Genomic DNA, 18365 nt, shown 5'->3' on the forward strand with positions numbered 1-18365 from the left:
AAAGGATGTCTGGAACCCTAGCAACCCCGCGCGCGTTACTGTCGCTGCTGGTGGCGGCCTCTCTGGTGGTCGCCGGCGCCGCGCAGGCGGACGATGCCGGTATCAAACCGCAGGACATCAAGCGCCAGGCGCTGTCGTCGGCGGTGGTGGAGATGGCCTACAGCACCTCGCAGCAGGCGCTGTTCGTCAGCGCGCCGGACTGGAAGGAAGAAGCGCGCTCCCGCGTGCTGCGGCTGGATCCCAACACCCTGGCGATCAAGGCGGAGATCCCGCTGAAGGTGAAAGGCTTCGGCGTGGCGCTGAACGATGCGGGCAACCGTTTGTACCTGACGCAGGCCTTCAACGGCGAAGTCGGGGTGGTGGACACCACCACCAACCATGCGCTAGGCAGCATCAAGCTGCTGGATAAAGCGGTGCTGGAGCAGGCCTACAAGCAGGCGGGCATCAGCGGCAAGCGCCTGGATTTCCTGCTGGCGGAGCTGAAGAAGTTCAAGATCACTGAGGACTACCTGTACCGCATCCGCGAGATTAAATATGACGCGCAAAGCGGCCGCCTGTTCCTGCCGGGGCTGGGCTTCGGCGTCGACAGCGTGCTGTACGTGGTCGATACCAAGGCCGGCAAGCTGGAGAAAGTGATCCCGGGCTTCGGTTACAACGCGGTGGGCATCACGCTGGATGAGAAGGGCCGCAGAGTGTTCGTCTCCAACATGCAGGGGCAGGTGATCACCCTGAACGCCGACACGTTGGCGATCGCCGCCACGCACGAGGTGCAGGCCGATCAGTTGCTGAACCTGGTGTATGACCCGGCGAGCAACCGCCTGTTGGGCGTCGATCAGGGCATCGACCGCGACGACTACCGCAACCATCATCTGGGGCGCGACTACGTGAAGCGCAGCAGCGGCCACCGGGTGTTCGCGCTGGATGCGGACAGCGGCAAGGTGCTGGCCAGCGAACTGACGGATGAAGTGCCGATAGGTCTGCTGCTCGACGAGCGCAGCCAGCGGCTGTATGTCGCCAACCGCAAGGGCGTGCGCGTGGATCACGGTGCCGGGACGCTGACGGTGTTCGACGCCAAGACCCTCAAGCGCCTGCAAACCGTAGACCTGCCACCGCACCCTAACAGCCTGGCGTTGGATCCGAAAGGCGATGCGCTGTTCGTAACGGTGAAAAACGACGGCGCTGCCACCAAGGCCGGCAAAGCTGAAAGCGTGGTGCGCATTCAGCTACACACCAAATAACCGAATGGAAAGATAAAAAAAGGGCGCCGCGGCGCCCTTTCTCGTGGCTGACAAAGGAGGAAAAAGCGTGGTTTTTCCTCCTTTGTGGTTATCAGCCGAAAATCAATGAATTGATTTTCCTTGTTTTCTATCTGTCGCCTAATGAAAGCCCGGCAACGTCATCCGCTTTGTCATTTACCTCAAGGGGTGCTGAGCACCCCTTTGTCGTTGGTTCATGTCATCAGAAGTGGGTGTTGATGCTCATGTAGTAGGTGCGGCCCGGTTCGTTGTAGGTGGCCGCGCCCGCACCGGCGATGTTGATCGCGCCAGTGTTCGGGTCGCCGACGTTCTGCGCGTTGCCGGCGCGGAACTGGCGTTTATCGAACAGGTTGTCGATGCCGGCGGTGAGGCTGACGTTTTTGGTCAGATCATAGGTCGCACTGGCGCCGACGACGGCGTAAGGGCTAACCTCGCGGGTTTCGCCGCCGGTGGCCGGTTTACCCTGGTAGTTGTACTTCTTCGGCTTCTGCCGGCCGTACCAGGTCAGGGTGGACTGCATCGACAGATCCTGCGTGGCCTGCCAGCTGAGGGTCGAGTTGACGGTGAACTTCGGGATCACCGACAGGTAATCGCCGGTGGTCTTGTTCTTGTTCTCGATCATGTAGGTGGCGTTGTTGCTCCAGGTGACGGTCTCGCTGACCGGCACGTTCAGCGAGCCTTCCAGCCCTTGCACCACCGCCTTCGGCACGTTTTCCCACTGATAGACCGCCGTGCCGGTGCTGCTGGTGGCGATGCGGGAGTTACCCGCTTCAATCTTGTTGTGGTAATCGTTGCGGAAGTAGGTCACGCCGGCCAGCCAGCCGTCGTTATGGAACTCCAACCCGATCTCTTTGTTGACGCTGGTTTCCGCCTTCAGATCGTCGTTGCCGAGCAGGTAGCAGCCGTTTCTGGTATCGCTACCGGCGCATCCCTGGCCTTTGCTGTACAGCAGATAGTTGCCGTTGGTCTGGAACAGGGTCGGCGCCTTGTAGGAACGGGCGATGCCCATCTTCAGCGTGAAGTAGTCGCCCAGTTCCTGCGACAGGTTCAGCGCCGGGCTCCAGTTGTTGCCGGATTCCGAATGCAGATCGTAGCGCAAACCCGGTGTCAGCATGGTGGTGTCGGTCAGTTCAATGTTGTCTTCGGCGAACAGCGAGAAGATATGCGCGGAAGCGTAAGGGCTGCGCGTACCGGTCGTCATGCCGGGAATGGTGCCGCCCATCAGCGTTTGGCTGGTGGAGGTGCCGTCCTTCATGCGTTGTTGGCTCCACTCGGTACCCAGCGTAGCAGTTTGCGCGACGCCCAGCTCGAATGGCACGCTGACTTCGCTGTGCGCGAGGAAGTCATCCAGCTTGGTGGTGCCGAAACCGGTGTTCTTGGTATCGAAGATGCCTTCGGTGCCGCCGGCCAAGCCTTCGTTCAGGCGGGTGTTGCGGGTGCGTTCGAACTGCACGTAGTTGTTGGTGCTCACGCCGTTGTCCCAGGCGCCGCGGTGGGTCAGGCCGAAGGTTTCACGGTAGATGCGGTTGGTCTCTTTGCCGTAGTTGCTCTGTACCAGGGCGTTGGTGTTGGTGTTCTGGGTATCGCCGGCGTACAGGTTGCCCTGGCGGCCATAGGCGTATTCGAACTCCAGCGACTGCAGATGGGCGAAATCCCAGTGCAGCAAGGCGTCGATGTTTTTATCGACCACCCCTTCGCGCCCAGCGGGCACGCTGTTGGCGTAGGCGCCGACGCGTTCGGATTTGTGCGATTCGTTAATGTCCCAGGCATCGGCCTGCGTTTTGCTGTAGCCGCCGAACAGGCGGAAGCTCAGGGAATCGCTCAGCGGGCCGGACAGGCTGAAATCGGTGCGCTTGGTGGCGCCTTCCTGCTTGTGCTGCGGCACGTTGAAGTAGCCGTTCAGCGAGCCGTGCAGCGCATCGCCGGCCTTCTTGGTGATGATGTTGACCACGCCGCCCGCGGCGCCGTTGCCATAGCGCGCCGCAGCCGGGCCGCGCAGCACTTCGATGCGTTCGATCATTTCCGGCGGCACCCAGGCGGTATCGCCGCGTGAGTCACGTTCGCCGCGCCAGCCCTGACGCACCGAGTTGCGGCTGGAGGCCGGTTTGCCGTCGATCAGAATCAGGGTGTTTTCCGGGCCCATGCCGCGGATATCGATCTGGCGGTTGTTGCCGCGCTGGCCGCTGGTGGAGTTGCCGGTCAGGTTAACCCCGGGCATGGTGCGGATCAGTTCGCTGATGTCGCGCGCCGGCGGGCGTTTCTTGATCTCATCGGCGGTGATGGTGGATACCCCCGGCGCCTGCAGGTTCTGCCGGGCGGCGGTCACGACGATGGTGTCTTCGCCGCGCGGCTTTTTATCCGCTGTGCCGCTGTTTTCTTCCGTGGTGGGGGTGTCGGTCTGCTGCGCGGCGTTGGCGAACGCGGACGCGCCCAATCCCAAGCCGATAAGAGTGGCCAAAGAATAACGTGATAGCTTGCTTTTCATTTGAGTGTCCTACCTTGCTGCCCTCCCTCGCCGAATGGGGGAAAGGCGGTTGTAGTTTTTGTGTAGTCGGAATAGAAAATCGGCTGCGGCAAGGGATGCCATTGATGTATCCCCGATCCCTGTCCGTTGCGCGCAATACCAGCACGATCTCCAAGCCTTACACACTATTGCAAATGCAAATTATTATCAATAGTATTTGGCCTACAGTGTGTTCGGGCGGTGGCCGGCGATAGGGAAAAGTCGACGTTCCCGGTGCCGCCAACTACAAAATGGGTAGGCGTTGTGAATACAGAACTAGAGTCAGAAAGCAGCAGATTATTGGCCAGCAGCAATGCGGGCAGTCCAGGGTGGTGGTTGACGGTGGCACGACGCGGTACGCCATGGGTAGAACCGGCGGGTAACGGCCGGTGGCGAACCACCTTTTTCTGGCGCGATCCGCAGGGATGCGAATTGACTTCCGCCTACCGCCGGGTGTGGATCAACATCAACTGCCTGACCGACCACCATCAGCCGAATCCGCCGCAAAGCCTGCTGCGTTTGGCCGGTACCGACGTATGGTACTGGCAGACCGAGCTGAACGGCGCCTGGCGCGGCAGCTACTGCTTTATTCCTTGTTTTGACGAGCGGCCGCCGGCGTTCAGCGACGACGACGCGCACGCCAACATGCACAACCTGCGTCACTGGTGGCACCAGGTGTTCGCCTGCGCCACTCCCGATCTGCTCAACCCCTATCGCTCCTGGCAAAGCACCAGCGGCCACAGCGTTTCCGGTTTGCACATGCCGGATGCGCCGCCGCAGCCGGTGTGGCGCTCGTTCGATGAGTATGAGATCGCCAGCGGGCGCTGCACGCCACCGCTGCCGGCGCGTTTGCAGCGCCATACCTGGCAGAGCGAGCGTCTGGGCAACAGCCGCGATGTCTGGATCTACACCACCGGCGACAGCAAGCCGGCCGAACGCCCGCTCGCGATCCTGCTCGACGGCCAGTTCTGGGCGAAGCAAATGCCGGTCTGGGCGCCGTTGATGCAACTGACCCGCGAGGGGGCGTTGCCGGAAGCGGTGTATGTGCTGATCGACATCATCGATCTGCCGCACCGGGCGCGTGAGCTGACCTGCAAGGACGATTTCTGGCTGGCGGTGCAGGAAGAACTGATGCCGCAACTGGCCGAATGGGCGCCGCACAGCGACAATCCGGCCGAGACTGTGGTGGCGGGGCAAAGCTTTGGCGGCCTGGCCTCTCTGTACGCCGGGCTGCGCTGGCCGCAGCGCTTCGGCGCGGTGATCACCCAGTCCGGCTCCTATTGGTGGCCGCGGCGCGACATGCTGCAGCTGCCGAGCATTCCCGACGACGCCTGCTGGCTGATGCAACAGGTCGAACGCCACGGCCTGGGCAACCACGGCGCGCTGAAGGTATTTATGGAAGCCGGTACGCAGGAAAAGCTGGTGCATCAGGTCAGCGGGCAAATGGCGGCGCGCCTGAGCGAAGCCGGCCATCGGGTGCACTACCGGGTGGTGGAAGGCGGGCACGACGCGCTGTGCTGGCGCAGCGGCCTGACCGACGGGCTGCAGGCGGTGTGGGCTTCCGCTTTCGCCACCGCTTATCCGGCATCGGTAACGACGGCGGCACAAGGAACGCAGGATGGAAAGACTGAATCCGTTCGATGATCAACAGCAGCGCAGCCTGGTGCTGCGCAACGTACAACAACAATACAGTTTGTGGCCGGATTTCCGCGCCATTCCACCCGATTGGACGATCGTATTTGGCCCGGCGGCGCGCACCGAGTGCGCCGAGTGGCTGGAACAGCATTGGCAAGATATTCTGCCGGTCGCAGCACGCAAGGCGTGACCGGCGCCTGGTAATCACGGGAGCAATAAGCAGTGTCACACACCCCTAACTCTCTCAGCGGCCCGGCGCTTGCGGGCGAATGGCCGCTGGTCGCGGCGCAACCCGGCATTTGGGTCGCCGATCAAATCTCCCCGCATCGCAATGCTTACGCGGTGGCGCATGCCATCGAACTCAACGGCCCCGTCGCCGTGGAGCCCCTGCTGCAGGCCATCACCCAGGGCCTCGGCGAGGTGGACATGCTGCGGCTGCGTTTTGCGGAACGCGACGGCGTGCCGGTGCAATGGCTGGATGACTCGCTGGCGGTGCATGCGCCGGAACTTGTCGATCTGACGACGTCGCCGGATCCCGAAGCCGCCGCGCGCGCGCTGATGGACATCGATCTGGCGAGCGATCTGCGCGCCGGCAGCGGCGCACCGCTGTATCGCCATGTGGTGATGCGCCTGGCGGACGATCGCTGGTTCTGGTATCAGCGCTATCACCATCTGCTGGTGGACGGTTTCAGCTTCACCGCCATCGCTCGCCGCGTGGCGGCGATTTATACCCATCTTTGCCGCGGCGACGCGCTGGAGCCGACGCCTTTCACGGCGTTCAGCGACGTGGTGGCGGAATACCAGGCTTACCGGCAGGCGCCGGCCTGGCAACGCGACGCCGATTTCTGGCGCGAAAAAGCGCGGCAGCTGCCGCCGCCGGCCACGATCTGCCCGCAGCCGCTGGCCGGGCAAACGCCCACGCCGCGCATCCACCGGCTGGAACAGCGCTGCGATCCGCAGGCCTTCGCCGAACTGGTGCAGCGTGGCGCGCAGCAGAAGCTGAACGCCGCCGATATGGCGGTGGCGTTGGTGGCGCTGTGGGTATCGCGCTTGAGCGGCCAACCGAGCTTCAGCGCCGGTTTTATCTTCATGCGCCGTACCGGCTCGGCCGCCCTGTGCGCCGCCGGCCCGGTGATCAATGTGCTGCCGATGGAGATGCATCTCGAGCCGCAGGCCACGCTGTATGAGGCCGCCGCCCGCATCAGCCGCGAGCTGAAAACGGTGCGCCGCCATCAGCGCTACGACGCCGAACAGGTGCAGCGCGATCTGGGGCGCATCGGCGACGGCGAACCGCTGTACGGCACGGTCTTCAACTTCAAAATGTTCGATTACCAGCTGGATTTCGCCGGCATCGAGGGCATTACCCACGATCTGGCCTCCGGGCCGGTGCGCGATCTGGAGATTGCGCTGTTTATCGATGAACACCACCAATTGAAGGTGGAGCTGCTGGCCAATGCCGAACGTTACAGCTGTCAGGAGCTGCAGGCGCACCTGCAACGGTTGCCGCTGCTGCTGGCGCAGTTCGCCGCGCAGGCAACGTTGCCGATCGGCGAGGCCGATATGCTGACCGCCGACGATCGCGCGCTGCTGGCGCGGATCAATGACACGGCGCATCCGGTGCCGGCGACCACGCTGAGCCAATTGCTGGCGCAGCAGGCGCAAGCCACGCCGGACGCGCCGGCGTTAGCGGATGCGCATTTCAGCTTCACCTACCGCGAAACGCGCGAGCAGGTCACGGCGCTGGCGCGCCAACTGGTGGCGCAGGGCGTGCGGCCGGGCGACATCGTGGCGGTGGCGCTGCCGCGCTCGGTGTTCCTGTCGCTGGCGTTGATGGCGATCGTCGAAGCGGGCGCCGCCTACCTGCCGCTGGACACCGGTTATCCGGACGAGCGGCTGGCGATGATGCTGGAAGACGCCGCGCCCCGCTTGATCATCACTCACCCGACGCAGCAGGCGCGTTTCGCCGACAAGGGCGACATGTTGCTGTATGACGCGCCGCTGGCGGCCGATCACGCCGCCGGGGTGGCGATCGCGGGCCCGACGCCGGACCATGCGGCCTATATCATCTTTACCTCCGGTTCCACCGGGCGCCCGAAAGGCGTGCTGGTCGGCCATCAGGCGATCGTCAACCGCCTGCTGTGGATGCAACACCAGTATCCGCTGGGGGCGGACGACGCGGTGCTGCAGAAAACGCCGTGCAGTTTCGATGTCTCGGTGTGGGAATTCTTCTGGCCATTGATGGTCGGCGCCCGGCTGGTGATGGCGCCGCCGGAGGCGCACCGCGATCCGCAGCAGCTGCAACAGCTGATCGCCCAACACCGCATTACCACGATGCACTTCGTACCGTCGATGCTGGCGGCTTTCGTAGCCGCCCTGGACGATGACGCGGCGGTGGCGAGCTGCGCCGCGCTGCGCCAGGTGTTCTGCAGCGGCGAAGCGCTGCCGGCGGAGCTGTGCCGCCAGTGGCAAAGCCGCACGGCGGTGCCGCTGCACAACCTCTACGGCCCGACCGAAGCGGCGGTGGACGTGACCTGGCATCCGGCTTACGGCGACGCACTGGCGAAAGTGACCGGCGCCAACGTGCCGATCGGTCTGCCGGTATGGAACACCGGGCTGCGCATTCTGGACGCGCGTCTGCGGCCGGTGCCGCCGGGCGTGGCGGGCGATCTGTATCTGACCGGCGTGCAGCTGGCGCACGGCTACCTTGGCCGGCCGGATCTGACCGCCAGCCGCTTTGTCGCCGATCCGTTCGGCGAGGGCGGGCGCATGTACCGCACCGGCGACGTGGCGCGCTGGCTGCCGGACGGCGCGGTGGAATATTTGGGCCGCAGCGACGACCAGCTGAAGATCCGCGGGCAGCGTATCGAGCTGAGTGAAATCGACCACGCCCTGCTGTCGCTGCCGGGCGTGCGCCAGGCGGTGACGCACGCGCGGGTGCTGCAGGGCACGCCGGTGGACGCCGGCGGCGATGCGCGCCAGCTGGTGGGTTATCTGGTGATGCAGCCTGGCGCGAGCTGGGATGCGGAAGCCCTGCGCGCGGCGCTGGCCGACCGTCTGCCGCCGCACATGGTGCCGGTGGCGTTGGTGGAAATGCGCGATTTGCCGCTGAGCGCCAACGGCAAGCTGGATCGCAAGGCCCTGCCGCAGCCGCAGGGCGGTGAGCGCAAGGCAGGGCGTCCGCCGCAGGCCGGGTTGGAAAGCGAGATCGCCGCAGTATTTGCCCGCTTGCTACAGCGCGAGCAGGTGTTCGCCGACGACGATTTCTTCGCGCTGGGCGGCCATTCGCTGCTGGCGATGCGTCTGGCGGCGGAGCTGCGCCGCGATCTGGGCAAGGCGGTGTCCGTCGGCCAGGTGATGGTGGCGTCGCGCGTCGAGCAACTGGCCGCCTTGCTGGCGGAAGATCGCACGCAGGAAGAGGCCGATCGCAGTGGCTTCGACAGCGTATTGCCGCTGCGCGTCACCGAGGGGCCGACGCTGTTCTGTCTGCATCCGGCGTCCGGTTTCTCCTGGCAGTTCAGCGTATTGCCGCGCTATCTCGATCAGCACTGGTCGCTGGTCGGCATTCAGTCGCCGCGGCCGGACGGCCCGCTGGCGCTGAGCGAAGACATGGACCAGGTGGTGGAGGCGCACCTGCAGACGGTGCTGCAGGTGCAGCCGCACGGGCCGTACCACTTCATCGGCTACTCGCTGGGCGGCACGCTGGCCCAGGGCATCGCCGCCCGGCTGCAGGCGCGCGGCGAGCAGGTGGCGTTCCTCGGCCTGCTGGATACCTATCCGCCGGAGACCCAAAACTGGGACGTGATGCTGGACGACAACGTGTTGAAGGAAGTGCAGCGCGAGCGCGAACAGTTCCTGGCGGTGTCGCAGGATACGCTCGATCCGGCGCTGGGCGAGACGCGCACCCTGATGTTCGACAACATCGAAGCCAACTACGCCGATTCGGTGCGGTTGCTGTCGCACACGCGGACCGCCCGCTTCCACGGCCAGGCGACGCTGTTCGTCGCCAAACGCACGCTGCAGGCAGGGATGGACGTGCAGCAGACCTGGTCGCAGTACGTTGATGCGCTGCAGGCGCACGAGCTCGACTGCGCGCATGTCGATATCGTTTCGCCGGCGTCGTTCAAAGTGCTGGGGCCGCTGCTGAACCGGATTTTGCGCACGCTGTAATAACGCCCGTCATCTCGCCGCCAGGCACGGGGATTGCCCCGCGTTTGGCGGCGTTTCTTGCGTCCGCTCACAATTGAATATCAATGATTTCTATTATCATTATTGATTTCGTTATCTGTGCTAGCATAGCGCTCCGCAACTGCAGAATCCCCGTTTAAAGATGTGGTGAACAACCGATGAGTAGCAAACCCTCCATCCTGCTTGATTTTAGCCTGCTGAAAACCCACCGGGCCTTTCGCGCGGTATTCTGCGCGCGTTTCATCTCCATTGTGGCGCTGGGGCTGATGGCGATCGCCATCCCGGTGCAGATCCAGGCGCTGACCGGTTCCACCCTGCAGGTCGGGTTGGCGGTGACGCTGGCCGGCGGCGGCATGTTCGCCGGGCTGCTGATGGGCGGCGTATTGGCCGATCGCTATGAGCGGCGCCGGCTGATCCTGTTCGCGCGCTCCACTTGCGGCATCGGGTTCGTCGGCCTGTGCCTCAACGCCCTGTTGCCATCACCTTCGCTGGCGGCCATTTATCTGCTGGCGGTGTGGGACGGTTTCTTCGGCGCAGTGGGGGTGACGGCGCTGCTGGCGGCCACGCCGGCGCTGGTGGGCCGCGAAAACATCGTGCAGGCGGGCGCCATCAGCATGCTGACGGTGCGCTTCGGCTCGATTCTTTCCCCGGCCATCGGCGGCTTGGTGATCGCCCATATGGGCATCGCCTGGAACTACGGCCTGGCGGCGTTCGGCACCCTGTTGACGTTGCTGCCGCTGCTGAGCCTGCCGCAGCTGATGCCGCCGCCGCAGCCGCGGGAACATCCGCTGCGCGCGCTGGCGGGCGGTTTCGCCTTCCTGTTCCAGAACAAGGTGATAGGCATGGTGGCGCTGATCGGCGCGTTGCTGACCATGGCCAGCGCGGTGCGCGTGCTGTACCCGGCGATGGCGGAAAGCTGGCGCATCGACGCAGCCCACCTCGGTTATATGTACGCCGCCGTGCCGCTCGGCGCGACTATTGGTGCGTTCACCAGCGGGCGCGTGGCGCACGTGGCGCGCCCCGGTTGGGTGATGCTGCTGACGGCGATCGCGGCTTTCGCCTCTATTGGCCTGTTCGGCCTGATGCCGTGGTACAGCCTGGCGTTGCTGTGCCTGGTGGCGTTTGGCTACCTGAGCGCGCTGAACTCGCTGCTGCAATACGGCCTGATCCAGGGCCTGACGCCGGACAATTTCCTTGGCCGCATCAACGGCCTGTGGACGGCGCAGAACGTGGTGGGCGATGCGTTGGGCGCGTTGCTGCTGGGGGCGATGGGCGCCTTTATGCTGCCGGCGATGAGCGCCAGCGGTTTCGGCTTCGGCGCGGCGCTGCTCGGCATCCTGTTGCTGTTCGCCATGACCGGTTTGCGCCAGGTTACGCTGCACAAACCGGAGCCGCAGAACGAGCCTCAGCCGGCCAGTGAAAAGTAACTCGATGCGTTAATGCGACGCTGTGGGATCAAATAGCAATGCTTATCATCGGCATGCGTAAAACCCACAGCGTTTATGTCATGATTTCGAAATGAAAGAAGTGCTTACGTTTATTGACATAGCAAATATCGGCGAGTAATTTAGCGCGGAATCAACTCAAATGATAATCATTATTATATTGGTTATCACTTCAAATTCTTGAGGGCGAAGCGATGGTTACTGCCGTGAACGACATCAATCGAAAGGAAATGCAGGAGCGCGAAGAACACCGGTTCGCCGCTGATTTTTCTCCGGCGTCGGGCTTCTTCTTTACCTCCCCTTACCGCAGCTTGAGCACCACCGGTTGTTTCAGCCGCATTCGCCTGCCGGCCGCGGACGGCGCCGATCTGAACGGCGAGTTCCAGCGCCGCGTGCGGCAGGCGTTTGCCGAGGCCCGTCAGGCCGGCATCAAAAAGCCGCTGCTGTGCGGCGCCATTCCGTTCGATACCCGGCAGCCTTCGGCGCTGTTTGTTCCCCAGCAGAGCCGCTGGTTCGACCGCGCCGCCTTTATGGCCGGCGTTCGGCCTTCGGCGAACGGCCCTGAACTGGCCGGGGTAACGGAGCTGCCGCCGCAGCAGACGTTCATGAACATGGTCAGCGACGCCGTTGCCGCGATGAAGGCCGGTGAGCTGGATAAAGTGGTCTTGTCGCGCCTGCTGGAGATCGAAACGCGCCAGCCGGTGGATCGCCATGCGCTGATGGCGCGCGTGATCGCCCAGAACCCGCACGGTTTCCACTTCCATGTGCCGCTGGAGCAGGGTGCGCTGTTGGGCGCCAGCCCAGAGCTGCTGCTGCGCCAGGACGGCGGCCGTTTCTATTCCAACCCGCTGGCCGGTTCCGCCCGGCGCGAGGCCGATCCGCAGCGCGATCGCGAAGTGGGGGAGCGGCTGATGGCTTCGGCGAAAGATCGCCACGAGCATCGCATCGTCACCGAAAGCATGCGCGACGTGCTGGCCGGCCGCTGCCGCTACCTGAACGTGCCGCACACCCCTGAACTGCTGACCACCACCACGCTGTGGCATCTCTCCACGCCGATCGACGGCGAGGCGGCGTCTCCGGACGAAAACGCCCTGTCGCTGGCCTGCCTGTTGCACCCGACGCCGGCGCTGTGCGGCATGCCGACGGCCGAGGCGCACGCCCTGATCGGCAAGCTGGAGCCGTTCGATCGCGGCCTGTTCGGCGGCATCGTCGGCTGGTGCGACGACGAAGGCAACGGCGAGTGGGTTGTGACTATCCGCTGCGGCACCGTTGACGGCAACCGGGTGAGGCTGTTCGCCGGCGCCGGCATCGTGGAAGACTCTTCACCCGAATCTGAATGGCATGAAACAGGTACCAAACTCAGCACCATTCTGCGTGCCTTTGGTATGAATCAAGGATAACGACAAGATGAGCATTGCCTTTACCCCCTGGCCGGCGGAGTTCGCCAGCCGCTATCGCGAGCGCGGCTACTGGATTGACAAGCCGCTGACCGAGATCCTCGACCGCCAGGCCAACAACGACGCTCCGGCGATTATCGACGCCCAGGGCAGCCTGACCTACCGCGAGCTGCAGCAGCGCTCCGATCGCCTGGCGGCCGCTTTGCTGCGCCGCGGCGTGAAATCCGGCGACACCGCGCTGGTGCAGCTGGGCAACGTGGCGGAATTTTATATCGTGTTCTTCGCGCTGCTGAAAATTGGCGTGGCGCCGGTCAACGCGCTGTTCAGCCATCAGCGCAGCGAGCTGAACGCCTATGCCGAGCAGATCAAACCGGCGCTGCTGATCGCCGATCGCCGGCACGCGCTGTTTGCCGACGATCAATTCCTGAACGCCTTCCGCGATGCGCATCCTTCGCTGCGTGCCGTGGCGCTGCGCAGCCAGCCCGAGGGCGAGCTGGCGCTGGCCGCCTGGCTGGAAGAAGCCAGCGACGGCTTTGTCGCACAGCCTTCCGCGGCCGATCAGGTAGCGTTCTTCCAGCTTTCCGGCGGCAGCACCGGCACGCCGAAGCTGATCCCGCGTACCCACAACGATTACTACTACAGCATTCGCCGCAGCGTGGAGATCTGCCGTTTCGACGCGCAGACCCGCTATCTGTGCGCGCTGCCGGTAGCGCACAACTACCCGATGAGTTCGCCGGGCGTGCTGGGCGTGTTTTATGGCGCTGGGCTGGTGGTGTTCGCCGCCGATCCGGACGCCGCGCAGTGCTTCCGCCTGATCGAACAGCATCAAATCAACGTGACGGCGCTGGTGCCGCCGGCGGTCACGCTATGGTTGCAGGCGATCGAAGAGTGGGGCGGCAATGCCCAGCTCGCCAGCCTGAAACTGCTGCAGGTGGGCGGCGCCAAGCTGGGCGAAACGCTGGCGGCGCGCATTCAGAATGAAATCGGCTGCCAATTGCAGCAGGTGTTTGGCATGGCGGAAGGGCTGGTGAACTACACCCGGCTGGACGACGACGAACGCCACATCCTGACGACGCAAGGGCGGCCGATGTCGCCGGACGACGAAGTGTGGGTAGCGGATGACGACGGCAATCCACTGCCGGCGGGTGAGATCGGACGGTTGATGACGCGCGGGCCTTACACCTTTCGCGGTTACTACCAGAGCCCGGCGCACAACGCCGACGCCTTCGACGCCGACGGTTTCTACTGCTCCGGCGATCTGATCAGCATTAGCGAAGACGGTTACATCACCGTGCAGGGGCGGCAGAAAGACCAGATCAACCGAGGCGGAGAGAAGATCGCCGCCGAGGAGATCGAGAACCTGCTGCTGCGTCATTCGGACGTGATCAACGCCGCGCTGGTGTCGATGCCGGACGCGCTGATGGGGGAGAAGAGCTGCGCCTATATCATCGCCAACGCGCCGCTGAAGCCGGTGGTGCTGCGTCGCCACCTGCGCGAACAGGGTGTGGCGGACTTCAAACTGCCGGATCGCTTTATTCAGGTGGACAGCCTGCCGCTGACCCCGGTCGGCAAAGTGGACAAAAAACGGCTGCGCGAGCAGCTCGACGCGCAACTACAGACTCAGGCTCAGGGAGATTAATTGATGGCCATTCCAAAACTTAATGATTACGCGCTGCCGACGGCGGACGAACTGCCGCAAAATAAAGTCACCTGGCAGGTAGAACCGCAGCGCGCCGCGCTGCTGATCCACGACATGCAGCAGTATTTCCTCAATTTCTGGGGCGAAGACAGCGCGCTGATTAAACAGGTGGTGGAGAACATCGCCAACCTGCGTCGCTACTGCAAACAGCAGGGCATTCCGGTGTTCTATACCGCTCAGCCGAATCAGCAGAGCGATGAAGATCGCGCGCTGTTGAACGACATGTGGGGGCCGGGCCTGAACAAACACCCCGAGCAGCAGGCGGTGACCGCCGCGCTGGCGCCGGACGAAGACGACACGGTGCTGGTGAAATGGCGCTACAGCGCTTTCCACCGCTCACCGCTGCAGGAGATCCTGCAGGAGTCCGGCCGCGATCAGCTGATCATCTGCGGCGTGTATGCGCACATCGGCTGCCTGACCACCGCCATCGACGCCTTCATGCGCAACATCCAGCCTTTCATGGTGGCCGACGGCCTGGCGGACTTCTCGCGTGACGAACACCTGATGGCGCTGCGCTACACCGCCGGCCGCTGCGGCCGGGTGGTGACCACCGCGTCTCTGCTGCCGGCGGCCGGCATCGCCAGCATCGACGCGTTGCGTCAGCAAATCCTGCCGCTGCTGGACGAAGACAGCGAAGACATGGGCAACGATGAAAACCTGATTGATTACGGTCTGGATTCGGTGCGCATCATGGAGCTGGCGACCCGCTGGCGCAAGATCCGCGGCGATATCGACTTTATCGCGCTGGCGCGCAATCCGACCATCGACAGCTGGTGGGCGCTGCTTTCCGAAGAGAAAGCCTGATTTTAATAATGAAAAGAGGGCGGCCGCGCGGTCGCCCCGTTGGCTCTATAAGGAAATTTCGATGAATGCTTTGATCACCAAGGGAAAACGGGCGGCATTTCCGCTGATGCTGCTGTCCACGCTGCTGTTCTCCAACACCCTGCAGGCGCAGACCGCGCCGGACGTGCTGCGCAAGCCGGTCGGCAAGGGCGCCTATGAAATGGCCTACAGCCCGAGCGAAAATGCGCTCTACCTGGCCACGTCGCAGAGCCGCAAGCTGGATAAGGGCGGCATCGTCTACCGCCTGGATCCGACCACGCTGGACGTGACCCAGATTATCCATAACGACATCAAGCCGTTTGGCGCCGCCATCAACGCCAAGACCGGCACGCTGTTCTTCGGCAACACCGTCAATAACTCGGTGACCGCCATCGACGCCAAGACCGGCGACGTAAAAGGCCGTCTGGTGCTGGACGCGCGCCAGCGCTCCGAGACCGTCAAGCCGCTGGCGCCGCGCGAGCTGGTGGCGGATGCCGACAGCAATACCCTGTATATCACCGGGCTGGGTGAATCCAGCGTGGTGTGGGTGGTGGACGGCAAGGATCTGACCCTGCGCGCCACCGTGGCCGACACCGGCAAATACGGCACCGGCCTGGCGCTGGACGCTGCCGCCAAGCGCCTGTACGTCACCAACGCCGACGGCGAGTTGGTGACCATCGATACCCAGAGCAACAAGGTGCTGTCGCGCAAGAAGCTGGATGAGACTAAAGAGCACTTCTTCCTGAACCTCAGCCTGGATACCGCCACCCACCGCGCCTTTATCACCGATTCCAAGCAGCCGCAGGTGCTGGTGGTGGATACCCGCAACGGCAACATCCTGAGCAAGATCGACGTGCCGGAATCGCTGGCGGTGCTGTTCAACCCGGCGCGCAATGAAGTCTACGTCACCCATCGCCAGGCGGGCGAAGTGAGCGTGATTGACGCCAAGAGCTACAAGGTGCTGAACACCATCAAGACGCCGACCCATCCGAACAGCCTGGCGCTGTCGCCGGATGGCCAGACGCTGTACGTCAGCGTCAAGCAGGCCTCCAGCCGCGAGAAAGAAGCGACCGCGCCGGACGACGTGATCCGCGTAGCGCTGAAGTAATCCCGCGCAGAATCCCCCCCTCGAACAGGCGAAGCGGCGACGCTCCGCCTGTTTTTTTTTGCCGTGCGATCTGCGGTATAAAGTGTGGATTGCCTTATTATCCGAAGGAACGTTGGTTATGCCTGCCTCACGCACACCGCGGTTGTTGTCCGTTATCACCCTGCTGCTGCTGGCCGCGCTGATCCACAGCGGCATCAGTCCTTACGATCGCACCACCTGGTTGCTGGAGGTGGCGCCGGTATTGATTGTTTTGCCGCTGCTGTGGCTGACCCATCGCCGTTATCCACTGACGCCGCTGCTCTATACGCTGATTTTCTTCCACGCGCTGATCCTGATTTTCGGCGGCATGTACAGCTACGCCCGCGTGCCGCTGGGGTTTGAGGTGCAGCAGTGGCTGGATCTTGGCCGCAACCCGTACGACAAACTGGGGCATTTCTTCCAGGGGCTGGTGCCGGCGCTGGCGGCGCGCGAGATCCTGCTACGCGGCGGTTATGTGCAGGGCCGCAAAATGCTGGGCTTCGTGGTGTGCTGTATCGCGCTGGCGATCAGCGCGGTGTATGAGCTTATCGAGTGGTGGGCGGCGCTGGCGCTGGGCCAGGGCGCCGATGAGTTTCTCGGCACCCAGGGCGACCCGTGGGACACGCAGTCCGACATGTTCTGCGCCTTGCTCGGCGCGATAGCCGGCCAATGGCTGTTTGGTGGCTGGCAGGATCGGCAACTGCGGCGTTTAAAGGCGTAAGCCCGGCGGCGGTTGAGCCTGGTGAAAATGGATATTTCTCGTGCCGCCCGGTATTTGCCGGGCGGCATTTTTAATGTCGACATGATAAAAATCGACAATCATCAGTTAAATGTTTGGCGCCCTGTGAGACAGCGCAATGTTATTTCCCATATTTATGTTTATTTAGCTTTTTATGCGTTTTTCTAGGAATTTTCTTAACTCATGCCGTGTGCTACTATTCTCATGTTTAACAAGGGCTAATTATTATTAATTAGTTTTTTGAGCGGGGAACAATGAGATACATAATTAATAATAAGATTAAATATCATGAAGATAGATCAGAGTTGGTGGATCTCACCGCTGAGCTGCCGCCTCAACCGCTCACCGCCACGCTGAACCGCCTGCTGTCCGCGTTGGTCAGAAACAATAATCTGGTGGTCTCCCGCGATACCCTGCTGACGCAAGTATGGGAAGCGCACGGCCAGGTGGCCTCCGGCAATAACCTCAATAACACCATTTCCATCCTGCGCAAGATGTTCGCCGCCATGGGCGAGGACGACATTATCGTCACGTTGCCGCGCCAGGGATTCATGTTTACCGCCGCTTCGTTGAAGACGACGGACAGCCTGGCGGAGAGTTTGCCGGAGATGCCGATCCTGGCGGCTGCAGAAAACCCCTTGCCGACCAGGCCGCTGCGAGTGCAGCGATTTAAGTGCTTCGGGTTGGCCGTGTTGCTGCTGCTGGCGGCGGGGAGCGGGATTTTGGCCTGGCAGGAGACGGGGTATCCCTCGGCCAGTTTGATGACGGTGGGTAAGATCGGGAGCTGTAATGTGCAATTTGTCACTTCCTATCACAATGTCGGCCCCGGCGAGATCGACCTGAACCACCTGAAGAACATGTTGCAAGAGAAGAAAACGGCAACCTGCGGCGAGCCGGCGACGTTGCTTTATTATGACAGCCAGGCCCTGGTGCCAAATGCCAGTGGACGGGTCAGAGCATCTTATTTCTATTATTGTCCGCAAGAGGCCATGACCTCGGGCAAAGTACAATGTGAGAACTACTATGAAAGCAGGGGTCTATAGCTCGGTATGCCGCCACGGTTATGCGATTGCCGCGGCGGTGGCCGTGCTGGTATGCAGCGTTTCTGCTTATTTTTTATTTTTTAAACCGCAAATTCCGGAATGTACGGCGGTTGAACGTTTCGTCAACCAATATGAAGGAAAAATGCTGGAGAGAACGCTGCTGATAAGCGTGGTCCCTGATGGGGTGAGGCATGCCACCATACTGTTTAACGGCAGTGTGTTTTACGATGGCAAGCGTTACATCATTGAACGATCCATGGGGGTCGATTACCGAAAATGGGGGGGGAACTACGAATTTCAGGTGCGGGAAAATATCCGAAAACCGCAGGACACGCTACAAGATGAGGCGCTGAACCGCAGTTTACCCATCGAAGGGCAGACGATTCACCTGCGTATTGAACGCATGGATGCACGCCATTATCTGTTTGTGGATAACCATGCGCCGTATTATGTCTGCGTGACGTCATCATAACAGCAGCCTGCGCCCCCGGTACGACCGAGGGGCAAGGTGGATT

The 18365-nt window shown here is 62.7% G+C and carries 13 protein-coding genes; 12 read left to right on the forward strand and 1 reads right to left on the reverse strand.

What is annotated here, in order from left to right; translation table 11 throughout:
• The first annotated feature begins 5 nt into the window (after positions 1-5).
• Positions 6-1238, forward strand: a complete 1233-nt coding sequence (locus ACJ8IP_RS13920) for a YncE family protein (protein ID WP_069100932.1) — start codon at positions 6-8, stop codon at positions 1236-1238.
• A gap of 220 nt (positions 1239-1458) precedes the next feature.
• Here the strand turns inward: ACJ8IP_RS13920 and ACJ8IP_RS13925 are convergent, their stop codons facing one another.
• The gene (locus tag ACJ8IP_RS13925; RefSeq protein ID WP_060660058.1) at positions 1459-3741 is read right to left on the reverse strand and encodes a TonB-dependent siderophore receptor; all 2283 of its coding nucleotides are present in this window, start codon (positions 3739-3741) and stop codon (positions 1459-1461) included.
• Between the two features lie 282 nt (positions 3742-4023).
• Here ACJ8IP_RS13925 and fes point away from each other — a divergent pair, with 282 nt between their 5' ends.
• The 11 genes from fes to ACJ8IP_RS13980 all read left to right on the forward strand — a co-directional run bounded on the left by fes (position 4024) and on the right by ACJ8IP_RS13980 (position 18322).
• Positions 4024-5403 carry an enterochelin esterase gene (gene fes / locus ACJ8IP_RS13930; protein WP_273974458.1) on the forward strand — a complete coding sequence of 460 codons (1380 nt, stop codon included), beginning with the start codon at positions 4024-4026 and terminating at the stop codon, positions 5401-5403.
• Positions 5378-5584, forward strand: a complete 207-nt coding sequence (locus tag ACJ8IP_RS13935) for an MbtH family protein (RefSeq protein ID WP_164107413.1) — start codon at positions 5378-5380, stop codon at positions 5582-5584. Before fes ends, ACJ8IP_RS13935 begins: the two co-directional genes overlap by 26 nt.
• Before the next feature lie 32 nt (positions 5585-5616).
• Complete coding sequence (locus ACJ8IP_RS13940; RefSeq protein WP_164107415.1) at positions 5617-9561, forward strand: enterobactin synthase subunit F; 3945 nt, start codon at positions 5617-5619, stop codon at positions 9559-9561.
• Between the two features lie 176 nt (positions 9562-9737).
• On the forward strand, positions 9738-11006 hold the full coding sequence (entS, locus tag ACJ8IP_RS13945; RefSeq protein ID WP_042783486.1) for an enterobactin transporter EntS: 1269 nt from the start codon (positions 9738-9740) through the stop codon (positions 11004-11006).
• A 212-nt stretch (positions 11007-11218) separates the two neighbouring features.
• Positions 11219-12424 carry an isochorismate synthase gene (locus ACJ8IP_RS13950; protein ID WP_049866641.1) on the forward strand — a complete coding sequence of 402 codons (1206 nt, stop codon included), beginning with the start codon at positions 11219-11221 and terminating at the stop codon, positions 12422-12424.
• A gap of 7 nt (positions 12425-12431) precedes the next feature.
• Positions 12432-14060, forward strand: a complete 1629-nt coding sequence (locus ACJ8IP_RS13955) for a (2,3-dihydroxybenzoyl)adenylate synthase (protein WP_164107419.1) — start codon at positions 12432-12434, stop codon at positions 14058-14060.
• 3 nt (positions 14061-14063) lie between these two features.
• Positions 14064-14924 carry an isochorismatase gene (locus ACJ8IP_RS13960; protein WP_004930014.1) on the forward strand — a complete coding sequence of 287 codons (861 nt, stop codon included), beginning with the start codon at positions 14064-14066 and terminating at the stop codon, positions 14922-14924.
• Positions 14925-15030: 106 nt separating this feature from the next.
• Positions 15031-16050 (forward strand): 7-bladed beta-propeller protein YncE, encoded by a 1020-nt coding sequence (yncE, locus tag ACJ8IP_RS13965; RefSeq protein ID WP_370528355.1) that lies wholly within the window; start codon positions 15031-15033, stop codon positions 16048-16050.
• A 118-nt stretch (positions 16051-16168) separates the two neighbouring features.
• Complete coding sequence (locus ACJ8IP_RS13970; protein ID WP_108680067.1) at positions 16169-16789, forward strand: DUF2238 domain-containing protein; 621 nt, start codon at positions 16169-16171, stop codon at positions 16787-16789.
• A gap of 326 nt (positions 16790-17115) precedes the next feature.
• Complete coding sequence (locus ACJ8IP_RS13975; protein ID WP_239508493.1) at positions 17116-17850, forward strand: winged helix-turn-helix domain-containing protein; 735 nt, start codon at positions 17116-17118, stop codon at positions 17848-17850.
• Positions 17831-18322: a hypothetical protein gene (locus tag ACJ8IP_RS13980; protein WP_164107423.1), complete on the forward strand. Its 492-nt coding sequence runs from the start codon at positions 17831-17833 to the stop codon at positions 18320-18322. Before ACJ8IP_RS13975 ends, ACJ8IP_RS13980 begins: the two co-directional genes overlap by 20 nt.
• The last annotated feature ends 43 nt before the right edge of the window (positions 18323-18365 follow it).

The sequence above is a fragment of the Serratia sp. CY52157 genome (assembly GCF_052168495.1).
Classification (GTDB): domain Bacteria; phylum Pseudomonadota; class Gammaproteobacteria; order Enterobacterales; family Enterobacteriaceae; genus Serratia; species Serratia ureilytica.

What these genes read in the sequence shown, in the direction of transcription:
- ACJ8IP_RS13955 (WP_164107419.1), top strand. Translation starts at nt 12,432, where the DNA reads ATGAGCATTGCCTTTACCCCCTGGCCGGCGGAGTTCGCCAGCCGCTAT.
- ACJ8IP_RS13925 (WP_060660058.1), bottom strand. Translation starts at nt 3,741, where the DNA reads ATGAAAAGCAAGCTATCACGTTATTCTTTGGCCACTCTTATCGGCTTG.
- ACJ8IP_RS13970 (WP_108680067.1), top strand. Translation starts at nt 16,169, where the DNA reads ATGCCTGCCTCACGCACACCGCGGTTGTTGTCCGTTATCACCCTGCTG.
- ACJ8IP_RS13960 (WP_004930014.1), top strand. Translation starts at nt 14,064, where the DNA reads ATGGCCATTCCAAAACTTAATGATTACGCGCTGCCGACGGCGGACGAA.
- ACJ8IP_RS13920 (WP_069100932.1), top strand. Translation starts at nt 6, where the DNA reads ATGTCTGGAACCCTAGCAACCCCGCGCGCGTTACTGTCGCTGCTGGTG.
- ACJ8IP_RS13935 (WP_164107413.1), top strand. Translation starts at nt 5,378, where the DNA reads ATGGAAAGACTGAATCCGTTCGATGATCAACAGCAGCGCAGCCTGGTG.
- yncE (WP_370528355.1), top strand. Translation starts at nt 15,031, where the DNA reads ATGCTGCTGTCCACGCTGCTGTTCTCCAACACCCTGCAGGCGCAGACC.
- ACJ8IP_RS13980 (WP_164107423.1), top strand. Translation starts at nt 17,831, where the DNA reads ATGAAAGCAGGGGTCTATAGCTCGGTATGCCGCCACGGTTATGCGATT.
- entS (WP_042783486.1), top strand. Translation starts at nt 9,738, where the DNA reads ATGAGTAGCAAACCCTCCATCCTGCTTGATTTTAGCCTGCTGAAAACC.
- ACJ8IP_RS13950 (WP_049866641.1), top strand. Translation starts at nt 11,219, where the DNA reads ATGGTTACTGCCGTGAACGACATCAATCGAAAGGAAATGCAGGAGCGC.